Source organism: Pseudoalteromonas xiamenensis (assembly GCF_030994125.1).
Classification (GTDB): Bacteria; Pseudomonadota; Gammaproteobacteria; order Enterobacterales; family Alteromonadaceae; genus Pseudoalteromonas; species Pseudoalteromonas xiamenensis_B.
This window is the reverse complement of the sequence record NZ_CP099917.1, coordinates 3,474,409-3,487,527: the sequence shown is the minus strand read 5'-3', so window position 1 is coordinate 3,487,527 and position 13,119 is coordinate 3,474,409. Positions and strand designations below refer to the sequence as shown.

Here is a 13,119-nt window from a genome sequence, read left to right as displayed (position 1 = left end):
AATGCTGGGCTTGAAGATATTAGGCGAAAAGCCGTTCTAGCTGGTCACATAACTGCGACAAATTGACCTGATCATGTTCTATGGTGAGATCAACATATCCATCGCCACGAAATGCTCTATCCAGTTCAATCAGAACATGGGTTTGATGTGTTTCGGGAACAAATGATAATTCCACTTCTTGAATCCCAAACATTGAGCGCGTTTGAGGCCTAAACTCAAGTTCTTGATAACAACCTGAGACAGAGTGAAAGTTACTAGCGTTAAGAAAACCTTTTTCAACGTCGGCTTTTACCAAGGCAAAACCCAACTTCTCCATTGCCATTAAACACGTTTTGACCGCATCATTTGGATAAATATGAAGGTAGTCTCTATCTGATGGGTCCATTGCCAAATCAATATCAAGTCCGGTTTCTAACCATACATGCGTTTGGTTAAAACCCGTGGGTAATTCAGTAATAGGTGTTTCTGAGTGTAAACGAGCTTCGAATGGGACAATTTTCGTTTCACCAGGTGCAATCGTAAATTGTTCTGCAATGCGCCATTTATCAATGACGTGGTTTATAAAATAACTGCCATCATCGCCCTCTACTTTCACTTTTGTCATCAGGGCTAACTGTAGACCGGAAATATCTTGTGCTACGTTTCCACCAATGATGTGGATTTTCGCTTGAAACTTTTGACCTGGGTGTAAATGTTCCGTTTCTAATATCGTATCTACTTTCGCCGCACCGATACCAACTGATGCGAGTACTTTTCTAAACATCGTCTCTCCTATCGAGAATGTTCCTTTCTCTGCATCTTAACCACATTTTTTCTGGCTTGTCAGCGAAAATTTGCTGTTCATGACATCAAAGTAAATATTCTGAACAAATGCTCATCAATTAAGACGAGAATATAATTTATATATCAAATAGTTTTGGTACACTGACCCTAGGAATATTTACTTTGGAAGGCTTATGGAACTCTTGTTCTTCGCTGTCGCGTTCCTCTGCGGCTTCTCAGTTTACCAGCTAAAACTACCCCCTCTTATCGGGTTTCTTATCGCCGGTTTTTTATTAAACGGCTTAGGGTATAGCTCAACCCCTCTGCTGTCGCAACTCGCTGACCTTGGCGTCACGTTGCTGTTATTCAGTATCGGCCTCAAATTGAAGGTCGGCACCTTGACCAAATTACAAGTCTGGGCACCTGCGACATTGCACATTATCGTGAGTACCGTCCTGTTCACGAGCCTCAGCTTAATGCTCGCGTCTTTGAGTTTGCCTTTATTTACTGAATTGAGCTGGCAAAGTGCAGCATTGATCGGGTTCGCATTTAGTTTTTCTAGCACCGTGTTTGCCGTAAAGGTTTTAGAAGAACGTGGTGAAATGAATAGTTTCCACGGCAAAATTGCAATTGGTATTCTTGTTATGCAGGATATTTTTGCGGTGATTTTCCTTGCTGTAAGTACCGGTAAAACCCCCAATATTTGGGCTCTCGCGCTTTTGATCGGATTGCCACTCGTACGCCCAATCATGTTTTGGATCTTAAATCGCTCAAAGCACGGTGAATTACTTCCGCTTTTCGGCTTCTTCTTTGCGCTTGTACTTGGTTACCATGCCTTCGAATTTGCCGGACTCAAAGGCGATTTAGGTGCGCTCATTATTGGTATGATATTCGCTCCGCATAAGAAAGCGGGTGAACTCTCAAAATCTTTACTCAATGTAAAAGATATTTTACTTGTGGGCTTTTTCTTAAACATTGGTTTGAATGCCCACATGAGTTGGGAAGCGCTGATGGTAGCCGTGTTGTTAGTCCTTGTATTACCAATCAAAGTCGCGATTTATTATGGCTTCATGAATATCTTTAATCTTCGTGCTCGTACTTCTCTACTCAGTTCATTTTCGCTTGCCAATTACTCTGAATTCGGACTCATTGTGTGCGCCGTAGCGGCAACTGGAAATCTGATTACAAGCGAGTGGCTTGCCGTTGTTGCAATCGCCGTCTCCATTACTTTTATTATTGCTTCTCCGCTAAACAAACGTTCCAACGATATATATGTCAAAATTGAAAACTGGTTACTTAAGTTTGAGTCAGACTCTCGATTAGAAGAAGAAATGAACGTTAGTTTACCAAAAGCAAAGGTACTGATTTTCGGTATGGGTCGTGTGGGCACTGGTGCGTACGAAACCATAGAGCAAAGCCATCCCGGCCTGATAACGGGCGTAGACATAAGTGCAGAAGTCGTAAGTAAACATGCCGAGCGTGGTCGCCGCGTTATCGTAGCCGATGCAACGGATCCTGACTTTTGGCAACGAATTAATCACTCAAGTGTAGAAATGGTCATGTTGGCTATGCCCAAACATAACCAGAACTTGTTTGCCCTAGAACAGCTCAAAGCGTCAGGGTTTGCAGGTCAAGTAACCGCTATCGCAAACTATCCAGATCAACAAAAAGAGCTTGAAGATTTGGGCGTTGATTCGACTTACAACTTCTACCTAGAAGCAGGTAGTGGTTTCGCCGAACACGTTAAACAAAAACTTTTTAGTTAACGTAAACAATTGTTCTCAGACCCACCATGGGTACTGAGAACAATTTTCATTTCATGCTCAACACGTTACATCTGCCCGCCTAAAAAAGCAGCGTTTCTAAAACAGAAAATGATTGCAAGTTGATTTACAAACCTTTACATCGAAATTGGCAATTCTCAGACTAAACAGAGTAAACTAAACTTATTGAAGGCATGTAAGTCTCGATTTTTAAAACAGAAATCAATTTTTTCTTATCGGAACTCATTCCTACGTATTCAGTCGAATTCACATGTAAGGGGGCAGCAATGTTTAAAAGTAAATCAACTTTATCATTGACCGCAGTTGTAGATGATGTAAAAGCAAGTCCGTTCACGGATATTCAAAAGCAGCTAGACCTTCTTCAGGATAATGGAATGACAGCGTTAGACATCCGTAACGTGTTATTCCACAAAATGCTCGACTTACATGCGGTTCCGAAAGACCACTTTTTAAGAGACGCTGATACGCCAGAAAGGTTGGATGATCCTGCGATTCTTACAACGCTAAACGAACTTGGTTTTCATCGTAAAGCACGTTACCCAGTTCACTAGTTTTTAAAATTGGGAGCCTACTCTCCCTTTATAGGCTGGCAATGCCCGTCGCCAGCCTATTTCCTCCTCCAAATCCAAATTTTTTCCAGCGTGCTCTTGCATAATCTTGATCTCTTTGCCCGAAATCGTTAAAAATTGTAAAAAAGGCGCGAGATGCGACTCGGTGTGTTTGCGACCAAAGCAAAGCGTTCTTTTCTCTACTTTCCATTTATTCTTTTTAAGAATTTAAAGTGACTTTTGCACAACAATGACAGGTAGTCAGAGAGAGGAAAGGAACCTCTTGAGCGCTGTTCCTTTTGCGATTGAATAATAACGACTAGAAAGCGTCTGGGATCAGACAATAGCCTTGTTTCCAAACCGTTTTAATCATTTCAGGACTGGCTTCATTGTCCCCTAATTTTTTACGCAGCTTCGACACTCGAACGTCAATACTGCGGCCAAGTCCATCATATGGACGACCTAAGATCTGTTCAAACAGTGTATTTCTATCAACGACACGTCCTGCGTTTTGAGCAAGCATCACGAGCAATTCAAATTCGTGACTGGTGAGCCCCACTCGCAATCCATTTAGCTCTACTTTGCGGCTGATTTTATTGACGACTAGACCACCAATATGGATAGTTTCATTGCTCGAGTCGATGGTTGTTTCAGAAGATTTTATGCGACGTAAGAGCGCGTTCAATTTTGCAGCCACCATACGCGGCTTAGCACTGCGAGCGACAACGTCATCGGCCCCCAGTTCTAGACTAATTATTTGCGTTGCATCGTCACTTTCTTTTGTTGATACAACAATCACGCCTTGGTAATGACCACGTATTTCTGGCAAACATTTAGTGAGATCTTTAATTTCACCGTCGATGATTACAATAGATGCGTTGGAGTATTGCTGCCAATCTTGCAGGTCCACAAGCTGAGATGTTTCAAACCCATAACGTGCTAAATACGCACTGTATTGATTAAACACATCAGTGTTGTTTTCATTAAACAAAATTTTGGTCATAACGCACACTCATTTGAATTATTTTCAACTCAGTGTACTTTCGTTGACTGAATACTGGCTTTATGAACCAAATATTTCCTCGCTACAGGACCAAAATGCCGCCATGATGGATTCGTTCACTCGTCGCTTCTGTGCAACCAAGCCAATATCAATGTGCTCTAAATCCTCAACCGGCAAAATGCTCACTTTCTCTTTGAAAGGGCTTTGCTCCAACACAACTTCCGGCACAACGGCCAGTCCAAACCCTAAACTGACGAGTGACACCAGCGCTTCATGACCGGCGACGTACGCGTAAACAGTGGGAACAAATTGACGCTTTTTAGCCCATGCCTCGAACCGCGTTTTAAGCACGCCTTGTTCGGAAACAATAAATGCTAATTCATTGACCGGCGCACCTTCTTCAAGTCGTTGTTGTACAGGACAACTCACCTTTGGCGCTATTAGCCTAAGTGGAGAGCGACCTAGACTTTGAAAACTTAAATTTTCGGCTAACGTGGCAGGCTTGACCGCTACCGCGATATCCGTCTTGTCTTCTTGAACTCGTGTTATCGATTGTGCCGGGTCTCCTGTTGTTAGATGCAACTCAACTTCGGTGTGTTTAGCTCTAAACTTAGAAACGAGTTCATAAACGAAACTGTAGGTCGCCGTTACCGAGCAGAACAAATGGAGTTCACCAGTCAAAGGGGCTGACTCGTCCAAACATTCATTCTTAAAGTGTTGCCAATTTGAAAGTGTCGATTTTGCGTACCCAACAAATGCTTTACCCATCGCGGTAAGCTTTACGCTTCGGTTATCACGATAGAAAAGCGCCCCGCCCACCTCTTCTTCGAGCTGTTTTATCTGTCGACTTAAAGTTGGTGCACTGACAAAACAACGCTCACTCGCTCGTCCAAAGTGAAGGGTTTCAGCTAACACCAGGAAGTTCTGTAAATGCTTATGATCCATCGCTACGTTTCACAAAATGTAATATTATATTTTAAATATATCATTTTACGTAAGAAAAGAAGACTTATATGCTCAGAGTCGTTCAAATTCTTCTTTTGTGAAATAGGATCTAACATGGCGAACTACTTTAATTCTCTACCTTTGCGCGAACAGTTAGCGCAATTGCAGCAGTGCGAATTTATGGACCCACAAGAATTTAATAACGGCGTAGAGGCGTTGCTTGGTAAAAAACTTGTGATTGTGGGTTGTGGCGCTCAAGGCCTTAACCAAGGCCTAAATCTGCGTGATTCTGGTTTAGATGTTAGCTATGCGCTACGTCAATCTGCGATTGATGAAAAGCGTCAATCTTATCTTAATGCTTCTGAAAATGGTTTTACCGTTGGAACGTATGAAGAACTCATTCCATCGGCAGATCTTGTCCTTAATCTAACGCCGGACAAACAACATACTTCTGTGGTGAGCGCTATCATGCCACTGATGAAACAAGGTGCAACGCTTGCCTATTCTCATGGCTTCAACATTGTTGAAGAAGGCATGCAAGTGCGTCCTGATCTTACCGTAATTATGGTTGCGCCAAAGTGTCCAGGTACCGAAGTACGTGAGGAATACAAACGCGGTTTTGGCGTACCTACGCTTATTGCTGTTCACCCTGAAAATGACCCAGAAGGGAAAGGCCTTGAACAAGCTAAAGCGTATGCCGCAGGCACTGGTGGCCACCGCGCAGGTGTACTTAAATCGTCTTTTATCGCGGAAGTAAAATCTGACCTGATGGGCGAGCAAACCATTCTATGTGGTATGTTACAAACAGGTTCTATTCTTTGTTTTGACAAAATGGTCGAAGAAGGGATTGATGCAGGCTACGCGTCAAAATTTATTCAATATGGCTGGGAAGTGATCACTGAAGCACTGAAGCATGGTGGCATTACTCACATGTTAGACCGCCTAGATAATCCTTCTAAAATTAAAGCGTTTGACTTAAGTGAAGAACTTAAGGGCATTATGCGTCCTTTGTATAACAAACACATGGATGACATCATCAGTGGTGATTTTTCTGAAGGTATGATGGCCGATTGGGCTGAAGGCGATGCAAAACTCCTCGCTTGGCGCGCTGAAACGGCGGAAACTGCCTTCGAAAAGCAAGAAAATGCTACAGTGGCTATTACTGAACAAGAGTTTTTCGACAAAGGTATCTTGATGGTGGCAATGGTTAAAGCGGGTGTAGAACTGGCCTTTGAAACCATGACAGCAGCAGGTATCGTTGAAGAGTCTGCATACTACGAATCGCTGCACGAAACGCCACTGATTGCCAACACGATTGCGCGTAAAAAGCTGTATGAAATGAACCGTACTATTTCGGATACTGCGGAATACGGCTGTTACTTATACAACCATGCGTGTTTACCTTTACTTAAGCCGTTTATGGCAACTATCAAATCAGACGTCATTGGTAAAGGCTTAGAAAATTCAACGAATCAAGTTGATAACCAAAAATTAATTCGCGTAAACCTAGCGCTTCGCAGTCACCCTGTGGAAGTAATTGGTACAACGCTTAGAGGCTATATGTCAGCAATGAAAAGCATTGTTTAACATTCGGTTCGCTTGTTAGAAACCAAGCCCACTTGCTTTATGCAGTGGGCTTTTTTTTACAATTTGGTGACAAATGGGATTGACGAGATGCGCAACAATCCGACACTATGCTAGAATGAAATTTCCAGAAGTAACTATATAGACGCCAATGCTAATCACGCGTTTTACGATAACACAAAAAATTACCCTTTTAGGGAGCCTCATTGCATTATCTGTTTCAATCTTAATCGGAGCGACTGCACTTTATCGCTCAGAAAATATGATTGCGCAGCGAATGATGCAGTCTGAATTGCCAAGCAAAGTTGAAAATATCAATCGAGCACTGGGCGAGCAAATTAATGAACTGAAGAATGCTGCAGAGCAACTGTCGAGCAATGAACTTATTTTGGCGGCTGCGCGAAATAATACGTTGGACGAATCGGTGCTTATATCCGAGTTGACACGTTTAACTAAGCAATACGACCTAGTTACAGCATCTTGGGCAAACAGAAAAACAGCACAATATTGGAACCAAAAAGGCTTTTTACGTGTGCTAAACCAAAACCAAGACGGTTGGTTTTTTGGTTTTACCCAATCTTCAGAACCTTTTTCCATCAGTATCTACCAAGAGTCGCCTGGCGACGTGAAGATGTTTGTTAATCATCAACAAACCAATGGCATTGGACTTGCTGGGCTTGCCAAAAGCATCGATGACATGCAAGCAATGTTGTCTAAAATGACAATTGAGAAAACCGGCTTTGTCTTCGTTGTTGATAGCCGAGGGCAAGTACAATTGCATCGTGACGCGAGTAAAGTGGCTAAAGCAACCCTTAGCGACTTTTACGGTGCTTCTGCTTCACGATTACTGAATGGCCAAACCTTTACCGTTGAAGAAATTAAACTCAATGGCGAACAAACCATCGTTGCATCAAGCCCAATTAAAGGCACCGCACTTTACGTTATTGCTCAAGTGCCAAGTAAAGAAGTATTCGCAGGGATCACCACGCTGCAATGGCAGATTGTTAGCTTTTCAATCGTAATTGCTGTGATAGCCTCGCTATTAAGTTTTTTCCTTGCAAGAACCTTAAGCGCCCCACTGTCCACGATGGCGAATACGTTTAGTCGTTTAGGCAGCGGTGAAGCGAAACTGAATTACCGCGTGCCAGAGTCCCCTCAACCGGAGCTGCAAGCGCTTGCAACCGGGTTCAACCAATTTATCTCGAAGATAGAACAAGCGATTGCTCAAGTTGCTTGTGAAAGCAGTGATATTCGCCAAGCCAGTGAAGAAGTATTCAAGCAGAGTAAACGAAATTCACAGCAATTGGATGAACAGAAATCACAAACCATTTCTGTCGCCGCTGCTATCAATGAAATGGGAGCCACTGTTCAAGAAATAGCTGGTAGTGCAAATAACACAGCCAAACTTACTGAAGACAGTAAACTCAAGTCAAACCAAACTCATGAGCATGTTCTGTCGAGCCAAAAAACCTTATTAGTGCTTGCAACCGACATTGAGGCAATGGCTGAACAAGTAGGCATGCTGGCGACGAAAACACAGGCAATAGCGAATATTGTCGATGTTATCCGCGGAATTTCAGAGCAAACCAACCTGCTTGCGTTGAACGCTGCAATTGAGTCTGCTCGTGCAGGTGAACATGGTCGTGGTTTCGCAGTGGTTGCTGATGAAGTTCGCGCACTTGCAAGTCGCACATCGAAGTCAACAGATGAAATTCAGTCGATGATTTCAGAATTAACGTTGGCCTCCGATTCAATTGTTGCACGCATTGAGCAAGGTAAACGCCAAGCAGATAACAGTGTTTCAACTATGCAAACGTCTGTTGAACTGATTAAAATTATTAGTGATACCGCCGATCAAATTAACGACATGACCACGTTAATCGCTGCTGCAACGGAAGAGCAAAGCAATGTTGTGGCGGATGTTGGAAGAACGATTGAACAAATTAGTGGTATTAGTGACGATGTCATGAGCGATCAGCTTGCTACTGAAAAATCAATTCAAGCTCTTGCCGATTCCGCACGTGCATTGGATACACTTGTTGCCACGTTCGAACGATAACATTACGTTACAATCTAACATAGTCTGTCCTCAATTTTCGTACTACACTGAAACGAACAGTAGTAAAAAGTTGAGGACAGTGCCATGCGCCAAACAACTTTTAGAGTTACCTCCGTTTTCATCATTTTATTGTCGCTCGCGGGATGCCAAACAACGAATCAAACAACCGCTTCGCACCCTTATGAGCTTCTAAAACAACCTCAATTTCGGTCTATGCCCGTGGAGTCTCAAAAGGAAATTTTTGCTTTAGATGCCGATATTCGAAGTAATTTAGACCGATTATTTGGCGATGAAGATGGCAGTGTGATGCGCGCTAAACAATTGATGGCCTTTTTGATGAAAAATGGTGATAACGCCATGTCGTATCAATCTGGTGCCAACTTGACGGCAAGCGAGACCTTTAGAAATCTCAATGCAAACTGCTTGTCCTTGTCTATTCTCGCGCACAGCATGTCTGAATACGTTGGCTTAAAGTCGCAATTTCAACGTGTCATGATCCCTGAATTTTGGGATCAAAGTCATGGCTATAGCTTGTTAACTGGTCATGTAAATTTGAAGGTCTCACAAAAACGTCTTCGCAACAATGGCTACTATTCTTACTCACTCACCGAACCGGATTCGTTGATTGTTGACTTTGATCCAAACAGTAGACAACAGCACTTCAAAACCGAATACATTACCAAAGATCGAATCACCGCAATGTTTTACAACAATAAAGGCGCAATTGCGTTAATTGAAAGAGATTACGACCAAGCGTTTAGTTACATGAAGGCGGCGATTGAACTCGATCCTGAATACTCTTCATCATGGGGTAATTTGGGAGTGCTGCTACGAGCAAGCGGCGCAATAGAGTCTGCAGAGAGGGCTTACGATCACGCCTATGAACTCGATAACAATGTTACCGCTCTTGGTAATTTAGCCATTCTCTATCGCATGACAGCAAGAGAAAACAAAGCCGCCAACATAGAAAGTCGATTAGAGCAACGTCGAGCTGCAAACCCCTACTACCAAATCATGCTAGGGAATGAGGCATTTGAGAGCCATGATCTCTATGGAGCACTTGCACACTATCGAAAAGCACGTACTTTAGACCCTCAACTACATTTCAGCTATTTTGGTATCGCAAAGGTTTACTACATGTTAGGTGATAGCTCAAAAGCCCGAGCAAATCTGGAGGCGGCTTATAAACTCGCGGATTACGATCACGACAAGCTAAAATATACCAATAAATTACGGTGGTTGAATGCGGTTGTTAAGAATTAGCCTTATTGCACTTAGCCTTTCGAGTGGAACCTCTATTGCAAATCCTCAATTAATTGGGGATTTGCAAACCTTAACAAGTCCTCAGTATCTAGGTCGAGAATCGGGGTCGTTAGAACCGAACCAGAGTGCGCAGTATTTGTATACTCGTCTGCGGGCATCCGGTTATAAGCCTCAAATTCAATCATTCGATTTTCACACTGGATGGTCCGCCAGTCAACGAGGTCACAATGTCCTCGCTGTTTTACCCTGCAAGAGAAATCCATGTCTACCGAGCATCATCATCACCGCACACTATGACCATTTAGGTGGTGTAGAAAGTAGATATTATCCAGGTGCAAACGATAATGCGTCAGGCGTGGCTGCGCTGCTCTTTCTTGCAGATAGACTGAAACAACAGCAAACTAATCGAGACATCGTATTTCTCGCGACTGATGCTGAAGAAAAAGGCTTATTCGGTTCACATTATTACGCAAGCAATACACCGCTAGAGAACATTGGGCTAAACATCAATCTCGATATGCTGGCGGTCAATAAAAAACGAACGTTGTATGTTTTATCAAGCAGACACTCAGGCTATGAACAAATCGTGCAACAGTTAGCACCTCTAAATATTAAATTCCGCTACACGGAGTCGGTAAAACGATTGGGAAAATGGACTGACACACCAAGAACTGACTGGCTCCGTGCATCCGATCATTACCCTTTCTTTAAACAAGGGATCCCGTTTCTTTACATTGGTATGGGTGAGGATGAAAAACATCATTCAGTTAGAGATACATTTCAAAACGTCGATGTCGACGCCTATCAAGATGCTGTCTACGCAGTTTCAGAACTGATCGATTCAATTGTCGCGCCACAAGTTGATACATAGAGGCGTTTTTTCGCTTTAGTTAATCGTTTTACTTTATATTCAAGTATTGCAGCTTCGCTTTTACTGCCAACCGCTATTTGAAAAATAAGCTTTAAAGGTCCCTTCCCTCGTAAGCTTTTCGCACCTTTGCCAGACTCGTGTTTTGCGATACGCATTTCCACGTCTGGCGTGATGCCGGTGTACCAAATACCTGTTGCTGTTTCAACGATGTACAATGACCAAATTACCGCTTTTTCTTCACTCACAATAAACTTTCTTCAATTTGAATGGTCGAACTTAGCCAAAAGAGTATTTAATCTTCTTAGCCACTACAGTATGATGCTCGCTATAAAAAATAAGGATACACCAAATCATGTTGTCTTATAAAACGCTTCTAGCGCGACTTTTTTCAGCGCTACTCATTGTTTCTTTGTCTGGTTGTGCAAACTGGGTTTATCGTATCAACATTCCTCAGGGTAACTATTTGGAACAAAGCGATATAGATAAGCTACGGATCAATATGACGCGTGAGCAAGTGTTGTTTGTACTTGGTAATCCTGTTGCAAAAGACGCCTTTGGTAACGACTCATGGCATTATGCCTATACCCTGAATTTGGGTCGTGACACTGAAGAACGCCAAAAGCTCACCGTGTATTTCGATAACGACAAGTTGACCAAAATTGAAGGTGATTTTGAAACACCTAAAGATTTTAATGTACCTCTTGAGAAATAAGTAAACTCGGCGTGGACATTGGACTTACGCACAGTCAGTCTAAACAAAACAGGCACCTTATGGTGCCTGTTTTGTTTAGCGTTATTTAAGCGGTCTTCCGCCTGTCACCGGGTTTGCTCGACCTTCTTGCTTGGCTTTTTCTGCTCGATTTCTGCGAGCAGCTTTAGGGTCTGCAATCAAAGGGCGATAAATTTCTATTCTGTCCCCTTCGCGAACAACTTGATGACCTTTACAGGTTCGATTCCAAATGCCCAACGTTAAGTTAGTTGGATCAATTTCTGGACATTTTTCCAAAATACCGGACTGTAAAACCACCTGCTCAGCTGTTGAACCTTCAGCCACATCAACAGACAAACACGTGGCCTGCTGTGGTAATGCATAAACAACTTCCACTTTGATCACTATCGGACTCCGTATACCTGTTTAGCTCGCTGTGTAAAAGCCGCCACCATGTTTTTAGCAACCTCGTTAAACACTTTACCAAAAGCAAGCTCTACCAACTTATTTGAAAACTCAAAGTCTAATTTAAGCGCTACTTTACAAGCGTGTTCATCCAACGCGATAAATTGCCAACGCCCTTTTAAAAATTTAAAAGGGCCGTCTACTAACTGCATAGCAACTTCGTGATTTTCTACCAGCTGATTTTCAGTGGTAAACCATTTACTCATACCTGCCTTGGAAATTTCCAAACTCGCCGTCATTTTTTGACCTTCTACGGCAATGACTTTTGCACCAGAACAATGCGGTAAAAACTCAGGGTATGCATTCACTTCATTGACTAAGTCGAACATCTCTTTGGTGCTATACATGACCAATGCACTTTTTTCTATCTGCGGCATAGTTACTCCAAATACTTTGCGGTATTCTATCAGCCTTTCTCGTTGATATGCCATGTTTTAGTCGCTTACGACATTTTTGAACGGAAAAGAAAAAGCACTGTCAAGTTTTCAGCTTTAAAGGTAAACTACGTCATTATGACAAAGAAAAAATCTCCTAAATCAACCAGTAATACCATCGCGTTAAACAAAAAAGCACGCCATGAGTATGCACTGCACGACAAATACGAAGCTGGCCTTGAGTTACAAGGTTGGGAAGTAAAAAGTATTCGCGCAGGTAAAGTAAATATCTCAGATACCTATATCCATTTAAAAGATGGCGAAGCATTCCTGTTAGGTAGCCAAATCCAACCTCTCAACAGTGCATCGACTCATGTTATCTGCGATCCAATGCGCTATCGTAAACTATTGTTGAGTCGCCGAGAATTAGACCGTTTAGTCGGTGCTGTCGAACGTGAAGGTTTCTCGCTCATTGCTACGGCAATGTACTGGCGAAAATGTTGGGTGAAACTTGAATTCCATCTTGCCAAAGGTAAGAAAACTCACGATAAGCGAGCAGACATTAAAGACCGTGACTGGGCTCGAGATAAAGACAGATTAATGAAACATAAGGCAAGGTAACTTGCCTTTTTTATATAAATCCCCCCTCAGGCTTATCAATTTTTCTGCATTCTTAATTCAACACGTTTTTCTGTGGATTCACCTTACCGATACATGTTTTGTTGCAATTTATGCGTTATCTAGACGTTCAT

Annotated in this window: 15 protein-coding genes; 8 read left to right on the top strand and 7 right to left on the bottom strand. The window is 42.5% G+C overall.

The annotated features are described in order from the left end of the window. Positions 1-19 precede the first annotated feature (19 nt). The gene (locus NI389_RS16300; protein WP_308360886.1) at positions 20-763 is read right to left on the bottom strand and encodes a sporulation protein; all 744 of its coding nucleotides are present in this window, start codon (positions 761-763) and stop codon (positions 20-22) included. Between the two features lie 193 nt (positions 764-956). On the opposite strand from NI389_RS16300, the gene NI389_RS16295 reads away from it, so the two are divergent. Next, positions 957-2,528, top strand: a complete 1,572-nt coding sequence (locus NI389_RS16295) for a cation:proton antiporter domain-containing protein (RefSeq protein ID WP_308360885.1) — start codon at positions 957-959, stop codon at positions 2,526-2,528. A 284-nt stretch (positions 2,529-2,812) separates the two neighbouring features. Beyond that, complete coding sequence (locus NI389_RS16290; RefSeq protein ID WP_208842978.1) at positions 2,813-3,097, top strand: hypothetical protein; 285 nt, start codon at positions 2,813-2,815, stop codon at positions 3,095-3,097. A 28-nt stretch (positions 3,098-3,125) separates the two neighbouring features. Here the strand turns inward: NI389_RS16290 and NI389_RS16285 are convergent, their stop codons facing one another. From NI389_RS16285 to ilvY, 3 genes are all read right to left on the bottom strand, one after another. Next, on the bottom strand, positions 3,126-3,305 hold the full coding sequence (locus NI389_RS16285) for a hypothetical protein (protein ID WP_308360884.1): 180 nt from the start codon (positions 3,303-3,305) through the stop codon (positions 3,126-3,128). Between the two features lie 108 nt (positions 3,306-3,413). Next, complete coding sequence (locus NI389_RS16280) at positions 3,414-4,097, bottom strand: response regulator transcription factor (protein WP_308360883.1); 684 nt, start codon at positions 4,095-4,097, stop codon at positions 3,414-3,416. A gap of 60 nt (positions 4,098-4,157) precedes the next feature. After that, a complete protein-coding gene (ilvY, locus tag NI389_RS16275; protein WP_308360882.1) occupies positions 4,158-5,042 on the bottom strand; it encodes an HTH-type transcriptional activator IlvY in 885 nt (294 codons plus the stop codon). 114 nt (positions 5,043-5,156) lie between these two features. Between ilvY and ilvC the strand changes: the two genes are divergently transcribed. The 4 genes from ilvC (at position 5,157) to NI389_RS16255 (ending at position 10,819) form a co-directional block, all read left to right on the top strand. Then, entirely contained in the window at positions 5,157-6,629 is a 1,473-nt protein-coding gene (gene ilvC / locus NI389_RS16270) for a ketol-acid reductoisomerase (RefSeq protein WP_308360881.1), read from the top strand. A gap of 148 nt (positions 6,630-6,777) precedes the next feature. Further along, on the top strand, positions 6,778-8,685 hold the full coding sequence (locus tag NI389_RS16265; protein WP_308360880.1) for a methyl-accepting chemotaxis protein: 1,908 nt from the start codon (positions 6,778-6,780) through the stop codon (positions 8,683-8,685). Between the two features lie 84 nt (positions 8,686-8,769). Next, entirely contained in the window at positions 8,770-9,948 is a 1,179-nt protein-coding gene (locus NI389_RS16260) for a tetratricopeptide repeat protein (RefSeq protein WP_308360879.1), read from the top strand. After that, positions 9,929-10,819, top strand: coding sequence for a M20/M25/M40 family metallo-hydrolase (locus NI389_RS16255; protein WP_308360878.1), 891 nt, complete (start codon positions 9,929-9,931; stop codon positions 10,817-10,819). The genes NI389_RS16260 and NI389_RS16255 overlap by 20 nt, the downstream gene beginning before the upstream one ends. On the opposite strand, the gene NI389_RS16250 is transcribed toward NI389_RS16255, so the two are convergent. Continuing rightward, positions 10,765-11,064, bottom strand: a complete 300-nt coding sequence (locus NI389_RS16250) for a GIY-YIG nuclease family protein (protein WP_308360877.1) — start codon at positions 11,062-11,064, stop codon at positions 10,765-10,767. The genes NI389_RS16255 and NI389_RS16250 overlap by 55 nt on opposite strands. 107 nt (positions 11,065-11,171) lie before the next feature. Here NI389_RS16250 and NI389_RS16245 point away from each other — a divergent pair, with 107 nt between their 5' ends. Continuing rightward, on the top strand, positions 11,172-11,531 hold the full coding sequence (locus NI389_RS16245; RefSeq protein WP_308360876.1) for an outer membrane protein assembly factor BamE: 360 nt from the start codon (positions 11,172-11,174) through the stop codon (positions 11,529-11,531). Positions 11,532-11,612: 81 nt separating this feature from the next. Here the strand turns inward: NI389_RS16245 and NI389_RS16240 are convergent, their stop codons facing one another. Next, positions 11,613-11,933: an RnfH family protein gene (locus NI389_RS16240; protein ID WP_308360875.1), complete on the bottom strand. Its 321-nt coding sequence runs from the start codon at positions 11,931-11,933 to the stop codon at positions 11,613-11,615. After that, a complete protein-coding gene (locus tag NI389_RS16235) occupies positions 11,933-12,370 on the bottom strand; it encodes a type II toxin-antitoxin system RatA family toxin (RefSeq protein ID WP_308360874.1) in 438 nt (145 codons plus the stop codon). Before NI389_RS16235 ends, NI389_RS16240 begins: the two co-directional genes overlap by 1 nt. A gap of 135 nt (positions 12,371-12,505) precedes the next feature. On the opposite strand from NI389_RS16235, the gene smpB reads away from it, so the two are divergent. After that, positions 12,506-12,988, top strand: coding sequence for an SsrA-binding protein SmpB (gene smpB, locus NI389_RS16230; protein ID WP_308360873.1), 483 nt, complete (start codon positions 12,506-12,508; stop codon positions 12,986-12,988). Positions 12,989-13,119: the final 131 nt, after the last annotated feature.

Coding starts and splice junctions, on each gene's coding strand:
- ilvC (WP_308360881.1), top strand. CDS start 5,157: ATGGCGAACTACTTTAATTCTCTACCTTTGCGCGAACAGTTAGCGCAA.
- NI389_RS16290 (WP_208842978.1), top strand. CDS start 2,813: ATGTTTAAAAGTAAATCAACTTTATCATTGACCGCAGTTGTAGATGAT.
- ilvY (WP_308360882.1), bottom strand. CDS start 5,042: ATGGATCATAAGCATTTACAGAACTTCCTGGTGTTAGCTGAAACCCTT.
- smpB (WP_308360873.1), top strand. CDS start 12,506: ATGACAAAGAAAAAATCTCCTAAATCAACCAGTAATACCATCGCGTTA.
- NI389_RS16295 (WP_308360885.1), top strand. CDS start 957: ATGGAACTCTTGTTCTTCGCTGTCGCGTTCCTCTGCGGCTTCTCAGTT.
- NI389_RS16260 (WP_308360879.1), top strand. CDS start 8,770: ATGCGCCAAACAACTTTTAGAGTTACCTCCGTTTTCATCATTTTATTG.
- NI389_RS16255 (WP_308360878.1), top strand. CDS start 9,929: ATGCGGTTGTTAAGAATTAGCCTTATTGCACTTAGCCTTTCGAGTGGA.
- NI389_RS16235 (WP_308360874.1), bottom strand. CDS start 12,370: ATGCCGCAGATAGAAAAAAGTGCATTGGTCATGTATAGCACCAAAGAG.
- NI389_RS16265 (WP_308360880.1), top strand. CDS start 6,778: ATGCTAATCACGCGTTTTACGATAACACAAAAAATTACCCTTTTAGGG.
- NI389_RS16280 (WP_308360883.1), bottom strand. CDS start 4,097: ATGACCAAAATTTTGTTTAATGAAAACAACACTGATGTGTTTAATCAA.
- NI389_RS16245 (WP_308360876.1), top strand. CDS start 11,172: ATGTTGTCTTATAAAACGCTTCTAGCGCGACTTTTTTCAGCGCTACTC.
- NI389_RS16300 (WP_308360886.1), bottom strand. CDS start 763: ATGTTTAGAAAAGTACTCGCATCAGTTGGTATCGGTGCGGCGAAAGTA.
- NI389_RS16285 (WP_308360884.1), bottom strand. CDS start 3,305: ATGGAAAGTAGAGAAAAGAACGCTTTGCTTTGGTCGCAAACACACCGA.